This is a genomic window from Nonomuraea phyllanthi (assembly GCF_006334985.2).
Lineage (GTDB): Bacteria > Actinomycetota > Actinomycetes > Streptosporangiales > Streptosporangiaceae > Nonomuraea > Nonomuraea phyllanthi.
Map to the genome: position 1 here is coordinate 386,737 of NZ_VDLX02000008.1, position 20,035 is coordinate 406,771.

A 20,035-nucleotide genomic window follows, 5' to 3' on the forward strand; every position below is an offset into this window, starting at 1 on the left:
GGACAGGAAACGGCGGGCACCGAGACCGGTGCCCGCCGTTTTCGCGTGTCTTACTGGAACGTGATCTTCTTGATGATCACCGGGTTCTTGGGGGCGGTCGTGCCGCCGTCACCGGTGATGTCGGCCTCGTTGACGATCAGGTCCTTGCCGCTGGAGGCCAGCCCCACCAGCATGTCCATGCCCTCGCTGACCATGCCGATGACGTTGTAGCCGGCGCCGACCTGCGTGTTCTCGTCCGACAGCGAGATCGCGAACTGGCTGTTGTTCTGCCCGGCCGCCTCGGACGGCTGCGTCATGAACACCACGCCCTTGCCGATCGGGATCTCGGTGTTCTCGTCGCCGTAGACGTAGCCCGCCGTGCCCAGGCCGTCCGTCGGGTTCTTGCCGTCGGCCTTGGCCTGCGGGTCGCCGCACTGCAGCAGGTGCAGGCCGGACACGTCCGGCGTGACCAGGCGGTGGCACTTCATGTTGTCGTAGAACTTCTTCTTCGCCAGGAACCTGAGCGAGTTGACCGAGCACGGCGCCGCGTCCGTCATGAGATCCACGACGACGGTGCCGCGGTTCAGCTCGATCGTCATCTTCTTCAGCTTCATGTTGGGCCGCTTGCCCGGCAGCCCGACGAACTTGTTCGGCAGCGAGTCGTCGCGCTTGTAGGTGCAGGTGACCGGGCCGGTGTTGGCCGGCGAGGGCGTCGGCTCCTGCGACGCGCTGGCGCTGGCGCTGGCACTGGCGCTCGCGGAGGGGGTGCTCTGCGCCTCGGCCTCACCGGAGTTCCTGTTGACCAGGGTCGTCGCGGCGAAGATGCCGCCCGCGACCACGACGACGGCCACGCCCGCGCCGATGAAGGTGTTCCGCCTCGCCTTGGCGGTCTGGGCGGCGGCCCGCTTGGCCTGCCGTTCCTTGTGCTCCCGCGCCAGCTCGCTCTGGCGGTCTTCCTCGTTCTGGCGGTCGTCGCCGCTCACCGCTATGTCCTCTCGCCTTTTGCCTGCGCATGACCAAACAACTCCGCGCATGCTACCGGCCTTCGATATGTGCCGGACGTAAGTGGCGAAAGCCGCCGATGCGACAGCTGAGGTCGCGAACCTTATGGTGCTCGGATTCGTAGTTGAAATGAGAACTAAGGAGTTCCCCATGTTCGACGAGATCCTCGGCCTGCCGGCGCACCCGCTGATCATCCATTTCGCCGTCGTCCTGACCCCGCTGCTGGTCGCGACCGCCGCCGCCTACGCGCTGCTGCCGCGCTGGCGCCCCTCCATGTGGTGGGCGGTGGTGCTGCTCGCCCTGGCCGCGCCCGTGACCGTCTTCGCGGCCAAGGAGAGTGGCGAAAGCCTCAAACAGGCTCGCTTCGCCACGGCGGAGGGCGAGCTCGGCGCCCGCGTCGCCACCCACGAGAGCTTCGCCACCCCACTGCTGCTGTCGGCGCTCGGCCTCGGGGTGTCGGCGCTGCTCCTCGTGTACGCCACCCGGCCCGCCCGCGACTCGGTCGGCCGCGACCGCTTCGGCCGGACCGTCAGCGTGACCCTGTCAGCCGTGACGCTGGTGCTGGCCGTCGTGGCCGGCTACTACGTCTTCCGTGCCGGAGACTCGGGAGCGAGGGCCGTGTGGGGCATGTAATCTCGCGTTGTGGATAGCCTGTTCGACTCGGCGGCCGAGGAGGCCACCCCGCAGCCCCTCGCGGTGCGGATGCGCCCGCGCACGCTCGACGAGGTGATCGGCCAGCGGCACCTGCTCGGCCCCGGCACCCCGCTGCGGCGGCTGGTCGAGAGCGAGGCGCCCATGTCGCTGTTCCTGTGGGGGCCGCCCGGCACCGGCAAGACCACGCTCGCCTACGTCGTCTCCAACGTCACCAAGCGCCGCTTCGTCGAGATCTCCGCCGTCTCCGCCGGCGTCAAGGACGTCCGCGCGGCCATCGACAACGCACGGCGCGAGCTCGGCATGACCGGCCGCCAGACCGTGCTCTTCGTCGACGAGGTGCACCGCTTCAACAAGGCCCAGCAGGACGCCCTCCTGCCCGCCGTCGAGAACCGCTGGGTCACCTTCATCGGCGCCACCACCGAAAACCCGTTCTTCTCGGTCATCTCGCCGCTGCTGTCGCGCTCGCTGCTGCTCACGCTGGAGTCGCTGTCCGACGACGACGTGCGCGCCGTGCTGGAGCGCGCCGTGTCCGACCCGCGCGGCCTCGGCGAGCGCGCCACGCTCGCGCCCCAGGCCCTCGACCATCTGGTACGCCTGGCGGGCGGTGACGCGCGCCGGTCGCTGACCTACCTGGAGGCCGCCGCGCTCCTGGCCGACGACATCACCGTGGAGGTGGTGGAGAAGGCCGTCGACAAGGCCGCCGTACGCTACGACCGGCAGGGCGACCAGCACTACGACGTGATCAGCGCGTTCATCAAGTCGATGCGCGGCTCCGACGCCGACGCGGCGCTCCACTACCTCGCCCGCATGATCGAGGCAGGCGAGGACCCGCGCTTCATCGCCCGCCGCATCGTCATCTTCGCCTCCGAGGACGTGGGCATGGCCGACCCCACCTGCCTGCAGACCGCGGTCGCGGTCGCGCAGGCGGTGCAGCTCATCGGGCTGCCCGAGGGGCAGATCAACCTGGCCCAGGCGGTCATCCACTGCGCCATGGCCCCCAAGTCCAACGCCGTGGTCAAGGCCATCGGGGCGGCCGTCGACGACGTCCGGCGCGGGCTCATCGGTCAGGTGCCCGGCCACCTCCGCGACGCCCACTACCCGGGCGCGGCCAAGCTCGGCCACGGCGACGGATACAAATATCCGCACGACTTCGACCACGGGCTGGTGCGGCAGGAGTACGCGCCTGAGCAGGTGCGCGAGCGGCGCTACTACGAGCCGACCCGCCACGGCGCGGAGGCCCCGGTGGCCGACCGCTGGACCAAGATCCGCGACTTCCTCCGCGGCTCGTAACCCCCTGCCTCCGCGGGGCTCGCCGCCCGTGCGCGCGGGATCACTCCGGGAGGCCGGCTTGTGGGCGCGGAGCCGGAGGGGCTGCGCCGCGGCCCGTGGGGCCGCGGTCCGTGGGGCCGCGGCCCGTGGGGCCGCGGTCCGTGGGTTCGTCGTGCTGCGTGAGGGGTGTCTGTGCGCGGCGGCGGGCTCGTGCGCGCCGGGGCGGCTTGCGGTGCGGTGAAGGGGCGCGGGGTCGCTGTGCCGCGCGGGCAGGGGCTTACGGGCGGCCCGGTCTCCTGGGCGCGGTCGGCGGGTGGTGGTGCGGCGGAGGTCGGCGCCGTGCGAGCGGCGAGGTGGCGGTCCCCGGGCTGGAGGCGTCATGCCTGCCGGCCTCTATCCGGCGGACGCCGGGCGACCTGGGACGGGCTCCATGGGCGTCTGCGGGCGGCGGGCGGGGGTCCTGGGATGGCGTAGGTTGGGACGTGCGTCGAGGCGTCGAGAGGCGGCTGGACGGAGAGGTGGCCGACGCGCGGTGTCAGGCCGGAAGCGGATCCGACGCCCGGTGTCAGGCCGGCGGCGGACGGCGTGGTGCCTGGCCGAGCCGGGTGCGGCGGCGTCGGGCCGGGGCCCGGGAAGGCCGCCGGCGGGGCCGCCGGGAGCCGTGGAAGCGGCCGGTGCCGGCGTGGCGGACCGATCAAGGTCGGCGACCTCACCGAGGTTGTCACCCGGACGCGATAGGGTCTTGCCGTTCCGGCCCAGCGTACGAGGGAGATGAGCGGATGCTTACCGCCGGAGAGGTCGCCGGGCTGATCGCGGCCACGGGCTGGATAGTCCTGGTCTGCGTTCTGGCCATGGTGCTCGTCAAGCTCGCCAGACTGCTCACCGAGACCACCAAGGCGGTCTCCGACCTGAACGAGCGCCTGACGCCGCTGCTCGACGACGTGAGCGTCACGGTCAACGAGACCAACAGGCAGCTGGTCGCGGTCGAGGCCATCGCCAAGGACGTCAAGCAGGTCAGTGGCCACGCCGCCAAGCTGAGCGCCGTCACCCAGACCATCTTCACCGGCCCGCTGATCAAGGTGTCGTCGATCGGATACGGCGTGCGGCGCGCCATCGCGGCCCGCAGGGCGCACAAGCCCAGGACCCGGCTCCAGCGAGCGTCCAGCAGCCGGGCGACGTCCCGAGCCGGCGCCGCAGCCGAAGCCGGGAGCGCGGCCCAGGCGACGGCGGAGGTCCGCGACGCGGGGGTCCGCAAGGCGGAGGCGAGCAGGGCCGGCGCGGGCGCTGACGGGGTGAGGCGAGCGCGATGATCAGGCGGCTGTTCTATCTGTCGCTGGGCGCGTTCCTCACCTTCTGGGTGATGCGCAGGCTGCAGGCGCTGCACCCCAACCACGTCGCCCGCCGCACGGCGGACGGCGCCGCGGGGATGCTGCGGCAGGTGAGAGACTTTACTTTCGACGCGCTCGGCGAGGCCGCGGAGCGCGAAACCGAGTTGCGGGCACGCTTCGGGCTCGACAACGCTGAAGACAACAACTAACGCAAAGGATGGCCACCATGGAGTCGGCAGAGATCGCCCGCCGCTTCCTGCGCTTCTTCGAGGAGCGTGGGCACAAGGTCGTGCCCTCGGCCAGCCTGATCGCCGAAGACCCCACGCTACTCCTGGTTCCTGCCGGTATGGTGCCGTTCAAGCCGTACTTCCTGGGGCAGCGCAAGCCTCCGGCGTCCCGGCTGGCCACCGCACAGAAGTGCGTGCGCACCCCCGACATCGAAGAGGTCGGCAAGACCACGCGGCACGCGACGTTCTTCCAGATGCTGGGCAACTTCTCCTTCGGCGACTACTTCAAGGCCGAAGTGATCCCGTTCGCCTGGGAGCTGCTCACCCGATCCGAGTCCGACGGCGGCTTCGGCTTCCCCGAGGAGAAGCTCTGGGCGACGGTCTTCCACGACGACGACGAGGCGTACGACATCTGGCGCAACCGCGTCGGCCTGCCCGATGAGCGCATCCAGCGGCGCGGCCTGGAGGACAACTACTGGCACATGGGCGTGGCCGGCCCCGGCGGCCCGTGCTCGGAGATCTACTACGACCGCGGTCCCGAATACGGCAAGGACGGCGGCCCGGTCGCCGACGAAGACCGCTACCTCGAGGTGTGGAACCTCGTCTTCATGCAGTACCAGCTCAGCGAGGTCCGTTCCAAGGTCGACTTCGACGTGGCGGGCGAGCTGCCGGCGAAGAACATCGACACCGGCATGGGCCTGGAGCGCATGGCCACGATCCTGCAGGGCGTGGACAACCTCTACGAGATCGACACCACCTACAAGATCCTCGACCGGGCGGCCGAGCTCACCAAGACCCGTTACGGGCGCGACCACCGCGCCGACGTCAGCCTGCGGGTGATCGCCGACCACGTCCGCACCGGCACCATGCTGGTCGCCGACGGCGTGCTGCCCAGTAACGAGGGCCGCGGCTACGTTCTGCGCCGCATCCTGCGCAGGTCCGTGCGCAACCTGCGGCTGCTCGGTTCCGGCGAGGACCGCTACATGCACGAGCTGACCGACGTCGCGATCAACGTCATGGGCGAGCAGTATCCCGAGCTCAAGGCCGACGCGCCGCAGATCCACGGCGTCATCGACGCGGAGGAGGCGTCGTTCCTCGGCACGCTCCGCACCGGCACGGCGATCTTCGACGTGGCGGTCGAGGAGACCAAGCGCAAGTCCGGCAGCACGCTCTCGGGCGACCAGGCGTTCCAGCTCCACGACACCTACGGCTTCCCGATCGACCTCACGCTGGAGATGGCGGCCGAGCACGGTCTCCAGGTCGACGAGGAGGGCTTCCGCCGGCTCATGAAGGAGCAGCGGCAGCGGGCCAAGGCCGACGCCGCGGCGAAGAAGACCGGCAACGCCGACATCTCCGTCTTCGGGCAGCTGCTGGAGAAGGCGGGCAAGGTCGAGTTCCTCGGCTACGACCAGACCGAGGCCGACACGAGCGTGGTCGGCATCCTCGTCGACGGCGCGGCCGTGCCGGTGGCGGGTGCGGGCACGGCCGTGGAGATCGTGCTCGGGCGCACCCCGTTCTATGCCGAGGGCGGCGGCCAGCTCGCCGACCAGGGCGTGATCCGCACCAGCGGCGCCGAGATCGACATCGTCGACGTGCAGTCGCCCCTCGCGGGCCTCGTCGTGCACCGCGGCAAGGTCCGCACCGGCGAGGTCAAGGTCGGCGACGAGGCGCAGGCCGAGATCGACCTCGAACGCCGCCGCGCGATCTCGCGCAGCCACAGCGCGACGCACCTCGTCCACCGTGGCTTCAAGAACGCGCTCGGCGAGACGGCCGCGCAGGCCGGCTCCGAGAACTCTCCCGGCCGCTTCCGCTTCGACTTCACCGCGGCGGGCGCGGTGCCGCCGAGCGTGCTGCGCGACGTCGAGGACGAGGTCAACGCCGTGCTCATCAACGACCTCAAGGTCAACGCCTTCTACACCTCGCAGGCGGAGGCCAGGGCGATGGGCGCGCTGGCCATGTTCGGCGAGAAGTACGGCGAAGAGGTCCGCGTGGTCGAGATCGGCGACTACTCCCGCGAGCTGTGCGGCGGCACCCACGTCCACAGCTCCGGCCAGCTCGGCCTGGTCAAGGTGCTGGGTGAGCAGTCGGTCGGCGCGGGCGTGCGCCGCGTCGAGGCGCTCGTCGGCATCGACGCCTTCCGCTTCCTGGCTCGCGAGAGCGTGCTGGTCGCGCAGCTCACCGAGCAGCTGAAGGCGCGCCGCGAGGAGCTGCCCGAGCGCATCGACGGCATCGTCACCCGGCTGCGCACGGCGGAGAAGGAGCTGGAGAAGCTGCGCTCCGCCCAGGTGCTCCAGGTGGCCGGCGACCTGGCCGCCAAGGCCCGTGACCTGCGGGAAGTCTCCGTCGTGACACACCGCGCGCCTGATGGCACCGGTGCGGACGATTTGCGTAAGCTCGCGCTTGATGTGCGTGGCAGGTTCCCGGCCGACAGGCCGGCGGTCATCGTGATCGCCGGTGTCCCCTCCGACCGTCCAGTGGTGGTTGCCGCGGTCAACGAGGCGGGGCGCGAGCGGGGGCTCAAGGCCGGAAGGCTGGTCGGCGTCGCCGCCAAGGCTCTTGGGGGTGGCGGTGGCGGCAAGGACGACGTCGCGCAAGGCGGCGGCACACGGCCGGAGGCGATCGGCGACGCGTTGCAGCTGGTCGAGCAGGCCATCGTGGATCAGCTCGGCTGACATGAGGTTCGGCACGCGGATCGGCGTGGACGTCGGGTCCGTACGCGTCGGCGTGGCCCGCAGTGACCCATCCGGGCTGCTGGCCACGCCGGTCGAAACCGTCAGGCGCGGCAAGGGCGACCTCGACCGGATCGCCTCGATCGTCTCCGAACACGAGGCGATCGAGGTGATCGTGGGCCTGCCCACGTCGCTGTCCGGGCGCGAGGGGCAGGCGGCCGCACTGGCCCGCCAGTTCGCCACCGACCTCGCCGCCCGGCTCGGCTCCACGCCCGTGCGACTGTTCGACGAGCGGCTGACCACGGTGGCGGCGCAGCAGGGGCTGCGGGCCAGCGGCGTGAAGGCCAAGAAGCAGCGCGGCGTCGTCGACCAGGCGGCCGCGGTCGTGCTGCTGCAGGACGCGCTCGACTCCGAGCGCGCCACGGACAGACCCCCAGGCAGGCCCGTCGCACCGCCCCCAGCGGCCGACGGACCTGCCTCATGAACGCGCGCGTCACGGGGGTGTCACCTGCGGCTCCGGCCTGCGGGGTGGTCGCGTGAACGGCGCGCCGCAGGACGGGGACGATCGCGGCGACCTGATCCCGTTCTCCGACGACCCCGCCGCGGACGATGCCGCCGCGGACGGTTCCACCGGCGGCGACTTCGACTCGGAGGATGCCGAGGCGTCGCAGTCGCGGTCGCAGCAGGAGCCGTTGCGGTCGGGGGTGGCTCCTCAGGCCGGGCCGTCTCCGTCTGAGGCATCGCCGTCCGGTCCATCGCCGTCCGAGCCTTCGCCGTCTGCGGCGTCTCCCTCTGGGGCATCTCCCTCTGGGATGTCTCCGTCTGCGGCGTCTCGTTCTGCGGCATCCCCGTCTGAGATGTCTCCGTCTGACATGTCTCCGTCTGCGGCGTCTTCATCTGCGGTGTCTTCATCTGGGGCGCCGCCGTCTGAGGTGCCGCAGCGGGAGCCGTCGCGGCACGAGGCCTCGCGGGCCGAGCCGGTGGGTGGCGCCGGGCAGGCGGGAGCCGAGCGGGCGTGGTCCGATCAGCAGCCGTCCGAGGAGGCGCGCGCGGGTCGAACCGGGGGAGCGGAGTCTGAGGACGCGCAGGCCAGGCAGGCCCAGGCAGGCCGGACGGACCCTGGGGAGGCCCGGGGCTCGGCCGGCGAGCGCGTTGACGAGGCGGCGGCTGGGAGGGCCCAGGGGCCGGGGCAGGCCGGGGTGGGGCCGGCCGGGCTCGACAGGGAGCACGAGGCCCGGGAACCCGGGCAGGCCGAAGAGGAACCTGAGCGCGGTCAAGCCATCGCACCCGGTGCGGTCGGGCGCGGGCGGGAGGGCGTAGGCGGAGGGCCGGGGAGTCGTCGCCGGGCGATCCGTAAGGCGGGCATGGTGTCCGTGGGTCTGGCCGCGGCCCTGGTGGCGCTCGGCGCAGGCGCGTTCGCGATGCTCAGGCCGTACTTCAGCCCCGACGACTTCGACGGGCCCGGCAGCGGCGTCGTGACGGTGCGGATCGCGCCCGGCTCCAGCGCGCAGGAGATCGGGTCCACGCTGGCGGACTCCGGAGTGGTGGCGAGCGCCGGCTCGTTCGTACGGGCGGCGGAGGAGCGCGCGGTCACCAACCGGCTGCGGCCGGGACACTACCGCCTCCGTAAGGGCATGGCCGCCGGGGCGGCGCTCGACCTGCTGCTCGCCCCGTCGTCCAGGGTCGTGCGGCGCGTCACCATCCCTGAGGGCATGCGGACGTCCGAGGTGCTGGCCAGGCTCGCCAAGCAGACCGGGCTGCCGCTCAAGGAGTTCCAGGGCGTCGACAAGGGTCTCGTCGGCCTGCCCGAGTACGCGCCGGGGCTGGAGGGGTTCCTGTTCCCCGCGACGTACGAGATCGAGCCGGGCGACAAGGCCGTGGACGTGCTGGCGGCGATGGTGGAGCGCTTCGGCGTCGCCGCGCGGAAGGTGGGCCTGGAGGAGCAGGCGGCGAGCAAGCACCTGACTCCGCTGGAGGCCGTCACGGTGGCCAGCCTGATCCAGGCCGAGGGCGGGACCGACGAGGACTACCCGAAGATCGCCAGGGTGATCTACAACCGTCTCCAGAAGGGCACCAAGCTCGAGATCGACAGCACTGTCCTGTATGCGCAGAACCGGCGGACACTGAGAGTCACGGAGAAGGACACCAAGATCGACTCGCCCTACAATACCTATCGCCACAAAGGACTGCCGCCGGGACCCATCGCGAATCCGGGGGAGAAGGCGCTGCTAGCAGCCCTGAACCCAGCTAAGGGCGATTGGCACTGGTTTGTCACGACGGATCCGGCGCATAGAATCACCAAATTCACCAACAAAGAGAGCGAGTTCGTGAGATACCGGGAAGAGTTGAACAAGAACCTCGGGACGAACTGATGTTCGATGGGACTCCCCCCGTCCCGGCGCAAATGCCTCAAAAAGGGGCATGCGCCCTCTTTCCATCCCTTAGCATGGCTACCCAGAGTGATCTCCGCTGGCCGTGGGAGCGCGTCCGGCGGACCCCCCAGTTCCGCTCGGTGACCCCTGCCGGTTCGGTGGTTTCGCTTGACGCCCGACCGGCCGTACCGGGAGATTGGCCAGCGCACCTATGAACGATCTCGATCTGAACACCTTGCTCGGCGCCGAGGACGACGAGGGTCGTGCCCGACGCCGTTCGCGCGGCTCCGGCAAGCGCGGCGGGCGCCGCCGGCGCAGGCGCAGGAACCGGGGCGGCTTCATCGCCCCACTGCTGGCCTTCGTGGTGCTGGCGGGCATCATCGGCGGCGGCGGATACTACGGCTACCTGTGGCTCAGCGACGCGCTCGTGCCCGACGACTTCACCGGTCAGGGCGCCGGCGAGGTCATCGTGGAGATCAAGGACGGCCAGAGCGCCTCGGACGTGGCGCAGGAGCTGGAGCGGCTGGGGGTCGTGGCCAGTGCGAGGGCGTTCACCAACGCGATCGCCAACGCCGGAAGGAGCGCCTCGCTCCAGCCCGGCTCGTACAAGCTGCGCAAGCACATGTCGGCGGCCAGCGCGGCGGCGCTGCTCGTCCCGGACAACAAGCTGCTCGCCAAGGTGACGATCAAGGAGGGCCTGCGGCTGTCCGACACGCTGGCCACGCTCGCCAAGGAGACCGGCAAGCCGCTCAAGGAGTTCACCGCGGCCGCCAAGAACATCGACGAGTTCGACCTGCCGCGCTACGCCGATGACAAGCTCGAGGGATACGTCTTCCCGGCCACGTACGAGTTCCAGCCCAAGACCACGCCGACAGAGATGCTGGCGGCCATGGTCAAGCGGTTCAACCAGACCGCCGACGAGATGGACCTCGCGGGCGGTGCGAAGGCGCTCGGCCACACGCCCCACGAGATCATGATCATCGCGAGCATCGTCCAGGCCGAGGCGGGCCGGCAGGAGGACATGCCGAAGATCGCCCGCGTCATCTACAACCGGCTTGAGCGAAAGCCGCAGATGATGCTGAAGATGGACAGCACGGTCATGTACGCGCTGAAGAAGTACGGCACGGCCGCCACGTTCGCGGAGACCAAGACCAAGAGCCCGTACAACACGTACATCCACATGGGGCTGCCACCGGGGCCCATCACGAACCCCGGCGATCACGCGATCGAGGCGGCGCTCAACCCGGCCAAGGGAGACTGGCTCTGGTTCGTCGCCACCGACCCCAAGAGCAACGTCACCCGCTTCGCCTCCACCGAGGCCGAGTTCAAGGAGCTCCTCGCCGAGTACCGCCGGAACGGTGGCTGACGCCCGTCTTCGCATCCCACTCTTTTTCAGCTCTTTTACGGCTCCGCACGGTGAGCACCTCCCGCCGACGTGCCCCGGGGTCTGTCCAAGGGACGCCGCTCCGGTGATGACGCCTCCCGCCGTGACGCGCGCCCCGTGGGCCGTCCGGGTGGTGGGGCAGATCACCGGGGTGCGGCCGGGACGACTGGATGACAGGGCCGGACGGCAAGACCCGATGGCCGGGTCGGCCGGTAAGGACGTGATGGCCCGGTCGGACGGTGAGGCCGGATGGCCGGTGGAGCCGGGAGGCGGATGGCTCGGCGGGTGGCATGGCGGTTGCTGCGGGTCCCTTTCAAGGGTGCGAGGACGGCTGGGCCGGGGGCGGTAGGGTTTTGCTGATCTGGGAGGAGTGGGGGATGCGGGCTGCGGTGATGGGGTCGCCCATCGGGCATTCGCTCTCGCCCTACCTGCATCGGGCCGCGTACCACGCGATGGGGCTCGACAGGTGGAGCTACGAGGCGTTCGAGTGCGACGAGGCGCGGCTGCCGGGGCTGCTGGACGAGCTGGTGCCGGTGCGCGGCCAGGGGTCCGATGACGGGGACGCCTGGGCGGGCCTCTCTCTGACGATGCCGCTCAAGCGGGCCGTGCTGCCCCTCCTCGACACCGTCTCCGAGGCGGCCCTGGAGGTCGGCGGGGCCAACACCGTGGTGTTCCGCGACGGTCACCGCCACGGCCACAACACCGACGTCTACGGCATCGAGCAGGCGCTGGCCGAGGCGGGGGTGCCCGCGCCGCGCTCGGCGACCGTGCTGGGCGGGGGCGCCACGGCGGCCTCCGCGCTGGCGGCGCTGCGCAATCTCGGGCTGTACTCGGCGACGCTGCTGGTGCGCGACCCCGCGCGGGCGGGGGAGACGATGGCGGTGGCCGAGCGGCTGGGCGTGGCGCTGGCGGTGGAGACGTTCGACAAGCTCGACGCCCTGACGCAGGTCGACCTGGTGGTCTCCACGCTGCCCGGCGGCGCGGGCGACGCGTTCGCCGACCGGCTGGCGGGGGTGCCCGCGCTCTTCGACGTGGTCTACTCGCCCTGGCCGACCAGCGCGGCGGCGGCCGTCCGGGCTGCGGGCGGCACCGTGGTCGGGGGGTTCGCGATGCTGCTGCACCAGGCGGTGCGGCAGGTGGAGCTCATGACGGGCCGCGCGGACGTGCCGGTGGCGGCGATGCGGGCGGCCGGCGAGGCCGAGCTCGTCAGCCGGTCGGCTCGAACGGACTGATCACGGTCACGCCGGTGTCCCCTTCACGTTGCGGATGACCACACTCCAGGCGCGGGCCCCGGCCATGGCTGCGATCGAGGCATGGGAGGCCGGGAGCAGGCGCAGGTCATCCGTCGAGGTCCGCCTCTCGCGGGAGTCCCTTGTCGCGCGGCAGCTCCAGATCGTCCGGCCGGTCGGGAACGCTCAGCAGGAATTCTTTGAAGTCCGGCTGCCCACTCCTGGAGAGCGGGCGGTACTCCTCGATCATGTCGTCATGGGCGCCCCTGACGGCTTCGCTGACCCGCTGTTCGGCCTCCTGCGGCTGACACTTGCCCGCTTCTGGCAGGACGAAGGTCATAAGGCCCCGTTCTGGCTGATCTGTTTCGGCCGGCGGGGATGATTCGAGGACATCTGGTGGTTGTGGTAATGTAGCTCTCTGATCGGTCCGGCATGCCTTGCTGGACGCGCAAGCGGAGGTCTCCCTCCCACCCGAGTCGCCGAAAGGCGGCCGGGTCCAGGATCACGCCGGACTACTCCGGGGAGCTCAACGGCCACGAAGCCACAGAGCTCAGTGGCCCCGCATGCGCGACGTGCGGGGCTTTTCGCGTTCGAGCGAAGAGTCCCCGCAACGACGAGCACGTAGGGATCGCAAACCTAGGAGGCCCCATCAGCACTGAGCCCCGCATCAACGAGCGTATCCGAGTTCCCGAGGTTCGCCTCGTGGGCCCGAACGGCGAGCAGGTAGGCATCGTCTCGATTCACGACGCCCTGAAGCTCGCCCAGGAGGCCGACCTCGACCTCGTCGAGGTCGCGGCCACGGCTCGACCGCCCGTGTGCAAGCTCATGGACTACGGCAAGTTCAAGTACGAGTCCGCGATGAAGGCGCGCGAGGCGCGCAAGAATCAGGCGCACACGATCATCAAGGAGATCAAGCTCCGGCCGAAGATCGACCAGCACGACTACGAGACCAAGAAGGGTCACGTCGTGCGGTTCCTCAAGGCGGGAGACAAGGTCAAAGTCACGATCATGTTCCGTGGTCGCGAGCAGTCCCGGCCGGAGCTGGGCTTCCGGCTGCTGCAGCGGCTGGCGGACGACGTCCAGGAGCTGGGGTTCGTGGAGTCCCACGCCAAGCAGGACGGCCGTAACATGATCATGGTGATCGGTCCGCACAAGAAGAAGGCCGAGGCAAAGGCTGAAAAGGCCGCCGCCAGGGCCCAGCGTGGCAGCGAGGATTCTTCCCCACAGGAAGGATGACCCGAGGTTGGGGTTAGCCTTACAGAGCACCCCGATTCCGGGCAGCCCGATTCAGCCACCAGCAGACGAAGACGCCGCTACCGGGTCGGCCGACGCACCGGCCCGGCCAGCGGCACGACCGAAACGAGGAGAGACGGCGACATGCCGAAGATGAAGACGCACAGCGGTGCGAAAAAGCGGTTCCGGCTCACCGGCACCGGCAAGATCAAGCGCCGCCGTGCCAACCGCGCGCACTACAACGAGTGGAAGTCGTCCACGCTGACGCGCCGTCTCAAGAACGAGGTCGTCCTTTCCGACGCCGATTCCAAGAAGATCAAGAAGCTGCTCGCCAAGTAGCGCGATTCCCCGGGGAGAAGAAACATGGCACGCGTGAAGCGGGCGCTCAACGCCAAGAAGAAGCGCAGGGTCGTCCTCGAGAGGGCGAGCGGTTACCGTGGCCAGCGGTCGCGCCTTTACCGCAAGGCCAAGGAGCAGATGCTCCACTCCATGACGTACGCCTACCGGGACCGCAAGGACCGTAAGGGTGCGTTCCGCCGTCTGTGGATCCAGCGGATCAACGCCGCCGCCCGCCAGAACGGCATGACCTACAACCGTCTGATCCAGGGTCTGCGCCTGGCCGGCGTCGAGGTCGACCGCAAGATCCTCGCCGACCTCGCCGTCAACGACGGCCAGACCTTCGCCGCGCTCGTCGAGGCCGCCAAGAAGGCGCTGCCGGCGAACGTGAACGCCCCGGCCGCGAGCTGACGAGTCGCGAGCTGAGGCGGTTGCCTTAATCGAGGGGCCCACCGATGACGGTGGGCCCTTTGTTGCTGTCATGCGGCGATTCCGCTCGCGGCAGCGGTGATCAAGACAGCGCGCTGCCGGGAAGCAGGGCTTTCGGAGACAGGGCTGTCGGGACGGGAGAGAGCATGACCGGGTCCGAGCTGACCAACGTGAAGTCGCCGCGCGTGAAAGCCGCCAGGCGGCTCACCAAGCGGGCCTTCAGGGAGCAGGACCGCAGGTTCCTGGCCGAGGGCCCGCAGGCGGTGCGCGAGGCGCTCAAGCTCGACGGCGTGCCCCTCGACCTGTTCACCACGGCCGAGGCCGAGCTGCGTCACCCCGAACTGATCACCGAGGCCACGCTCAAGGGCGTGCCCGTGCACCGGGCCAGCGGCGAGGTCATCGCGGAGCTGACCCAGACCGTGACCCCGCAGGGCCTGGTGGCGGTCTGCCGCCACGTCCACGTACCCCTGGACGCCCTCGACGAGGCGGTGGCCGAGCCGCGCCTGGTCGCGGTGCTGGCCCACGTGCGCGACCCCGGCAACGCCGGCACCGTCATGCGGGCGGCCGACGCGGCGGGCGCCGACGCGGTGATCTTCACCGACGCCTCCGTCGACCCGTACAACGGCAAGTGCGTGCGCGCCAGCGCGGGAAGTCTTTTCCACTTGCCCGTCGTCATCGGTGCACCGGTGGCCGCCGCCGTGCGTCAACTGAAGGAGCGGGGACTTCGCGTGCTGGCGGCCGACGGCGCGGGCAAGCACACGCTCGACGATGTCGATCTCGCGGGACCCACCGCGTGGATCTTCGGAAACGAGGCATGGGGGCTGCCGGAGGAGATACTCGCCGAGGCGGACGATGTGGTCAGAGTGCCCATCTACGGACAGGCGGAAAGCCTGAACCTGGCCACCGCCGCGGCGGTATGCCTTTACTCCTCGGCCAGGGCTCAGCGAGTGCCCTAGGCGGCGGGAAACCCGCTATTGTCGGCGTTGTAGGCGGAGGAGGCGAGGTCGTGCACGGCGCAGACACCGACGGGCGAGTGGTGGCCGCCGCGTGCACGATAGCCATCGACGACCTTCCCGACGGCCTCATCGTGACCGACCGATATGGTTGCGTCCTGGCCGTCAACCGGGCTGCCGCCCGGCTCACCGGCGTCACCATGGAGCGCGCCGTCGGCCGGCACATGAGCGACGTGTTCCCCTTCCGCGACCACGACGGGCGCGACTGGTGGAAGGCGCTCGACCCCGAGGGCGGGCTGCGCATCAGGAGCAGGGCGCCGGAGCGGCCGCTGCACCTGCCCGGCGGCCAGGAGCTCTACGTCGCGGCCCGGCTGGTCCGCGAGCCCGAGCGCGGCGGCGAGGTCGAGCGCGTCACGATCACCCTGCGCGACGGCGGCGCCCGCGCCCGGCTGGAGCGCAGCCGCGCCGACCTGGTCTCCACGGTGGCCCACGAGCTGCGCTCGCCGCTGACCAGCGTCAAGGGCTTCACCGCGACCATGCTGGCCAAGTGGTCCCGCTTCACCGACGAGCAGAAGCGCGTCATGCTCGAGACCGTCAACAACGACGCCGACCGCGTCACCCGGCTCATCACCGAGCTGCTCGACGTCTCGCGCATCGAGTCGGGCCGGCTGGAGGTGCGCCGGCAGGTCGTCGACCTCCCGGCCAGGGTGCGCAGGCTCATCGCCGGGCGGGTCGCGGCCGGGGAGAGCGAGGAGCGGTTCCGCCTGCTGGTCGACGACGACCTCCCGGAAATGTGGCTCGACCAGGACAAAGTCGACCAGATCCTGGGTAACCTGGTGGAAAACGCGCTGCGCCACGGGCGCGGCACTGTGACAATAGAGATCGAGTCCGTCGGATGGGGAGTCGCCGTGTCGGTGCGCGACGAGGGTGAGGGCATCGAGCCCGAGCTGGCTCCGCGCGTCTTCCGGCAGTTCTGGCGGGGCGGCAACAGCCGCAGGCGTGGCGGCACCGGGCTCGGCCTGTTCATCGTCAAGGGCCTGGTCGAGGCGCACGGCGGCACGATCGCCGTGCAGCGCGCGCCCGAGGGCGGGGCGGAGTTCCGATTTACCGTGCCCACCGGCACGCCCGACTTCGCCACCCCGTAGCGATCGAGTCGGTCCCGGTGGGCGGGCCCACTAGACTCTTTTCCGCTCAAGCCCTGGATACGGAGCTCACTCTTGTCTGACTACGACCCCGTCGAGGTGACACCGTTGCATGCCGACGAGGTGTCACGCATGGAGGCCGACGCCATCGCGGCGATCAAGGCGGCCGACGGCCTCGACGCACTCAAGCAGGCCAGGCTGGCGCACGCGGGCGACCGCTCGCCCATCGCCCTGGCCAACCGCGAGATCGGCGCCCTGCCGCCGGCCGCCCGAGCCGAGGCCGGCAGGCGCGTCGGCGCCGCCCGCAAGGCCATCAACGAGGCGCTCGCCGCCCGCCAGGCCGAGCTGGAGGCCGAGCGCGACGCGCGGGTGCTCGTCGAGGAGACCGTCGACGTCACCCTGCCGTGGGACCGGCGGCCGCGCGGCGCCCGCCACCCGCTGACCACGCTGCAGGAGCGCATCGCCGACGCGTTCATCGCCATGGGATACGAGATGGCCGAAGGGCCCGATCTCGAAGGCGAGTGGTTCAACTTCGACGCGCTCAACATCGCCAAGGACCACCCGGCCCGCTCCGACCACGACACGTTCTTCGTCGGGTCGACCGACTCCGGCATGGTGCTGCGCACGCAGACCTCGCCGGTGCAGATCCGGGCGCTGCTCCAGCGCGAGCTGCCGGTCTACGTGATCTCGCCGGGCAAGACGTTCCGCACCGACGAGCTCGACGCCACCCACACCCCGGTCTTCCACCAGACCGAGGGGCTGGCCGTGGACGAGGGCCTGACGATGGCCCACCTGAAGGGCACGCTCGACAGGTTCGCGGAGGTGATGTTCGGCAAGGGCATCACGACCCGGTTCCGGCCCAACTACTTCCCGTTCACCGAGCCGTCCGCCGAGATGGACCTCAAGTGCTTCGTCTGCCGCGGCGCCTCGGCCGTGCCCGGCAACCCGCCCTGCCGCACCTGCAAGTCGGAGGGCTGGATCGAGTGGGGCGGCTGTGGCATGGTCAACCCCCGCGTGCTCGTGGCCTGCGGGGTCGATCCGTCGCGATACTCCGGATTCGCGTTCGGCATGGGCATCGAGCGCACGCTGATGTTCCGCCACAACGCGGAGGACATGCGAGACATGGTCGAGGGAGACGTGCGCTTCACGCTCCCGTTCGGAATGGAGATCTGATGAAGGTCCCGCTCTCCTGGCTGCGGGAGTATGTCGATCTCCCGGCGGTCACCGCCCACGAGGTGGCCGACAAGCTCACCGCCGCCGGGCTCAAGCTCGAGTCGATCACCTCGCACGGCCACGACGTCAAGAACGTCGTCGTCGGCGAGGTGCTCGAGGTCGAGGAGCTGACCGGCTTCAAGAAGCCGATCCGCCACTGCAGGGTCGAGACCGGCGAGGCCACGCCGCGCATGATCGTCTGTGGCGCCACCAACTTCGCGGCCGGCGACCGCGTGCCGGTCGTCCTGCCCGGCGGCGTGCTGCCCGGAGGGTTCGAGGTCGGCGCGCGCAAGACGTACGGGCGCATGTCGGAGGGCATGATCTGCTCCGAGCGCGAGCTCGGGCTGGGCGACGACCACAACGGCATCATGGTGCTGCCGCCCGACACCCCGATCGGCGCGGACGTGGTCGAGCTGCTCGGCCTGCGCGACGACGTCATCGAGCTGGAGATCACGCCCGACATCGGCTACGCGCTGTCGATCAGGGGTGTCGCGCGCGAGGCGGCGATCGCGTTCGGGGCGGCCTTCCACGATCCCGCCGACGTCGTGCCGCCCGCCGAGGACGGCACGTCGTGGCCGGCCTCGATCGCCGACCCGACCGCGTGCGACAGGTTCGTGCTTCGCGAGGTCCGCGGCTTCGACCCCGACGCCCAGAGCCCCCTCTGGATGCGGGTACGCCTCACGCGCGCCGGCATGCGTCCCGTGTCGCTGGCCGTCGACATCACCAACTACCTCATGCTGGAGCTGGGCCAGCCGCTGCACGCGTTCGACCGCGCCAAGCTGACCGGCGAGATCGTCGTGCGGCGCGCCGTCGCGGGCGAGCGCCTGGAGACGCTCGACCACGTCGTACGCGAGCTCGACCCCGACGACATCCTGATCACCGACCAGACGGGGCCGATCTCGATCGCGGGCACGATGGGCGGCCTGGCGACCGAGATCTCCGGCGCGTCGACCGACATCGTCATCGAGGCCGCCCACTTCTCCGCCACCGGCACCTCCCGCGCCTCCCGCAGGCACGGGCTGGTCTCGGAGGCGTCCAAGCGGTTCGAGCGCGGCGTCGACAGGGAGCTGCCGCTCGTCGCCTCGTGGCGGGCCGTGCAGCTGCTGGCCGAGCTGGGCGGCGCGAGCGTCCAGCCCGGGGTCACCCACGCCCAGGTCGAGGTGTCGCCGGCGCGCATCGCGATCCCGGCCGGGCACCCCGGGGCCGTGGCCGGCATGCCGTACGCGAAGGAGACCGTCGTCGCCCGGCTGGAGCAGGTCGGTTGCGTCGTGACGCCCGGCGACGACCCCGCCGTGCGGCAGGGCGGCGTCGATCCGACCGGTGTGGTGACCGGCGGGGCGCTGGCCGCCCGGCTGGCCGTGACCGGCGACGACATGATCACGGTGACGCCGCCGTCGTGGCGGCCCGACCTCACCGACCCCAACGACCTCGCCGAGGAGGTCATCCGGCTGGAGGGCTACGAGCGCCTCCCGTCGGTGCTGCCCGCCGCCCCGGCCGGGGCCGGGCTCACCGAGGGGCAGCGGCTGCGCAGGCGGGTCGGCCGGGCGCTGGCCGAGGCCGGTCACGTCGAGGTGCTGAGCTACCCGTTCATCAGCCCCGACGACTTCGACCGGCTGCTGCTGCCCGCCGAGGACGCTCGCCGCCACGCCATGCGGCTGGCCAACCCGCTGTCGGAGGACGAGCCGCTCATGCGCACGACGCTGCTGCCGGGGCTGCTCAAGACCCTGGTCCGCAACGTCGGCCGCGGCTTCGCCGACGTGGCGCTGTTCGAGACGGGCCCGGTCTACCGGCCGCGCGAGGGCGCTCCCGAGGTGGCGCCGGTGCTCGGGGTCGAGCGCCGGCCGACCGCCGAGGAGCTGGCCTCCATCGAGGCCGCGCTGCCCGACCAGCCGCTGCGGGTCGCGGTGGTGCTGGCCGGGGAGTTCGAGCGCTCCGGCTGGTGGGGCGGCGGGCGCGCGGCCTCCTGGGCCGACGCGGTGCAGGCCGCCCGGCTGGTCGCCGCCGAGGCCCGGCTGGAGCTGTCGATCAGCGCCGACCAGCACGAGCCCTGGCACCCCGGCCGCTGCGCCGCCCTCTACGTCGGCGACACGCTGGTGGGCCACGCGGGCGAGCTGCACCCGCGCGTCATCGAGGCGTACGGGCTGCCCGCTCGGACCGCGGCCATGGAGCTGGAGCTGTCACGCCTGGAGTCGGCCATGCCCGGCCCGGTCCAGACGCCCGCCGTGTCCGCCTACCCGGTGGCCACGCAGGACGTCGCGCTGATCGTGCCCGACTTCACGCCGGTCGCCGACGTGGAGGCCGCGCTGCGCGACGGCGCCGGGGAGCTGCTGGAGTCGATCCGGCTGTTCGACGTGTACGCGGGGGAGCAGGTGGGCGAGGGCAACAAGTCGCTCGCCTACACGATGCGCTTCCGCGCCGCGGACCGCACGTTGACGGTGGAGGAGACGACGGCGGCGCGCGACGCGGCGGTGGCCATGGCGGCCGACCGTGTGGGTGCCCAGCTGCGCGGCGCCTGATCGACCCGAACGGCCTGAGGGGCCGGCACGGCGGGCGCCGTGCCGGCCCTTGGTCGAGGATGACGGTCATCCGGCCGGCGCACGCGCAGCCTCTCCGGCGA

Annotated in this window: 18 protein-coding genes; 16 read left to right on the forward strand and 2 right to left on the reverse strand. The window is 70.9% G+C overall.

Going from position 1 to position 20,035, the window contains the following annotated elements:
* Positions 1–50: 50 nt before the first annotated feature.
* Entirely contained in the window at positions 51–962 is a 912-nt protein-coding gene (locus tag FH608_RS23435) for a peptidylprolyl isomerase (RefSeq protein WP_226899809.1), read from the reverse strand.
* Between the two features lie 169 nt (positions 963–1,131).
* Between FH608_RS23435 and FH608_RS23440 the strand changes: the two genes are divergently transcribed.
* The 9 genes from FH608_RS23440 (at position 1,132) to FH608_RS23485 (ending at position 12,116) form a co-directional block, all read left to right on the forward strand.
* Positions 1,132–1,614 (forward strand): DUF2231 domain-containing protein, encoded by a 483-nt coding sequence (locus FH608_RS23440; RefSeq protein ID WP_139632698.1) that lies wholly within the window; start codon positions 1,132–1,134, stop codon positions 1,612–1,614.
* Positions 1,615–1,683: 69 nt separating this feature from the next.
* A complete protein-coding gene (locus FH608_RS23445; protein WP_455430071.1) occupies positions 1,684–2,925 on the forward strand; it encodes a replication-associated recombination protein A in 1,242 nt (413 codons plus the stop codon).
* A gap of 758 nt (positions 2,926–3,683) precedes the next feature.
* Complete coding sequence (locus FH608_RS23450) at positions 3,684–4,214, forward strand: DUF948 domain-containing protein (RefSeq protein ID WP_139632700.1); 531 nt, start codon at positions 3,684–3,686, stop codon at positions 4,212–4,214.
* Positions 4,211–4,441: a hypothetical protein gene (locus FH608_RS23455; protein ID WP_139632701.1), complete on the forward strand. Its 231-nt coding sequence runs from the start codon at positions 4,211–4,213 to the stop codon at positions 4,439–4,441. The genes FH608_RS23450 and FH608_RS23455 overlap by 4 nt, the downstream gene beginning before the upstream one ends.
* Before the next feature lie 17 nt (positions 4,442–4,458).
* Positions 4,459–7,131: an alanine--tRNA ligase gene (alaS, locus tag FH608_RS23460; RefSeq protein ID WP_139632702.1), complete on the forward strand. Its 2,673-nt coding sequence runs from the start codon at positions 4,459–4,461 to the stop codon at positions 7,129–7,131.
* Position 7,132: 1 nt separating this feature from the next.
* The gene (gene ruvX, locus FH608_RS23465; RefSeq protein WP_139632703.1) at positions 7,133–7,612 is read left to right on the forward strand and encodes a Holliday junction resolvase RuvX; all 480 of its coding nucleotides are present in this window, start codon (positions 7,133–7,135) and stop codon (positions 7,610–7,612) included.
* 880 nt (positions 7,613–8,492) lie between these two features.
* On the forward strand, positions 8,493–9,500 hold the full coding sequence (gene mltG / locus FH608_RS23475) for an endolytic transglycosylase MltG (RefSeq protein WP_226899810.1): 1,008 nt from the start codon (positions 8,493–8,495) through the stop codon (positions 9,498–9,500).
* 211 nt (positions 9,501–9,711) lie between these two features.
* Positions 9,712–10,866, forward strand: a complete 1,155-nt coding sequence (gene mltG, locus FH608_RS23480) for an endolytic transglycosylase MltG (protein ID WP_139632704.1) — start codon at positions 9,712–9,714, stop codon at positions 10,864–10,866.
* A 395-nt stretch (positions 10,867–11,261) separates the two neighbouring features.
* A complete protein-coding gene (locus tag FH608_RS23485; RefSeq protein ID WP_139632705.1) occupies positions 11,262–12,116 on the forward strand; it encodes a shikimate dehydrogenase in 855 nt (284 codons plus the stop codon).
* A 106-nt stretch (positions 12,117–12,222) separates the two neighbouring features.
* On the opposite strand, the gene FH608_RS23490 is transcribed toward FH608_RS23485, so the two are convergent.
* On the reverse strand, positions 12,223–12,453 hold the full coding sequence (locus tag FH608_RS23490) for a prevent-host-death protein (RefSeq protein ID WP_139632706.1): 231 nt from the start codon (positions 12,451–12,453) through the stop codon (positions 12,223–12,225).
* A gap of 326 nt (positions 12,454–12,779) precedes the next feature.
* On the opposite strand from FH608_RS23490, the gene infC reads away from it, so the two are divergent.
* From infC to FH608_RS23525, 7 genes are all read left to right on the forward strand, one after another.
* Positions 12,780–13,349, forward strand: a complete 570-nt coding sequence (infC, locus tag FH608_RS23495) for a translation initiation factor IF-3 (RefSeq protein ID WP_226899823.1) — start codon at positions 12,780–12,782, stop codon at positions 13,347–13,349.
* A gap of 141 nt (positions 13,350–13,490) precedes the next feature.
* A complete protein-coding gene (gene rpmI / locus FH608_RS23500) occupies positions 13,491–13,685 on the forward strand; it encodes a 50S ribosomal protein L35 (RefSeq protein ID WP_043622108.1) in 195 nt (64 codons plus the stop codon).
* Positions 13,686–13,709: 24 nt separating this feature from the next.
* On the forward strand, positions 13,710–14,093 hold the full coding sequence (rplT, locus tag FH608_RS23505) for a 50S ribosomal protein L20 (protein ID WP_139632707.1): 384 nt from the start codon (positions 13,710–13,712) through the stop codon (positions 14,091–14,093).
* Positions 14,094–14,257: 164 nt separating this feature from the next.
* The gene (locus tag FH608_RS23510; RefSeq protein WP_139632708.1) at positions 14,258–15,067 is read left to right on the forward strand and encodes a TrmH family RNA methyltransferase; all 810 of its coding nucleotides are present in this window, start codon (positions 14,258–14,260) and stop codon (positions 15,065–15,067) included.
* Between the two features lie 50 nt (positions 15,068–15,117).
* Entirely contained in the window at positions 15,118–16,209 is a 1,092-nt protein-coding gene (locus FH608_RS23515) for a sensor histidine kinase (RefSeq protein WP_139632709.1), read from the forward strand.
* Positions 16,210–16,338: 129 nt separating this feature from the next.
* A complete protein-coding gene (gene pheS / locus FH608_RS23520) occupies positions 16,339–17,379 on the forward strand; it encodes a phenylalanine--tRNA ligase subunit alpha (protein ID WP_226899824.1) in 1,041 nt (346 codons plus the stop codon).
* Complete coding sequence (locus FH608_RS23525; RefSeq protein ID WP_139632711.1) at positions 17,379–19,934, forward strand: phenylalanine--tRNA ligase subunit beta; 2,556 nt, start codon at positions 17,379–17,381, stop codon at positions 19,932–19,934. Before pheS ends, FH608_RS23525 begins: the two co-directional genes overlap by 1 nt.
* The last annotated feature ends 101 nt before the right edge of the window (positions 19,935–20,035 follow it).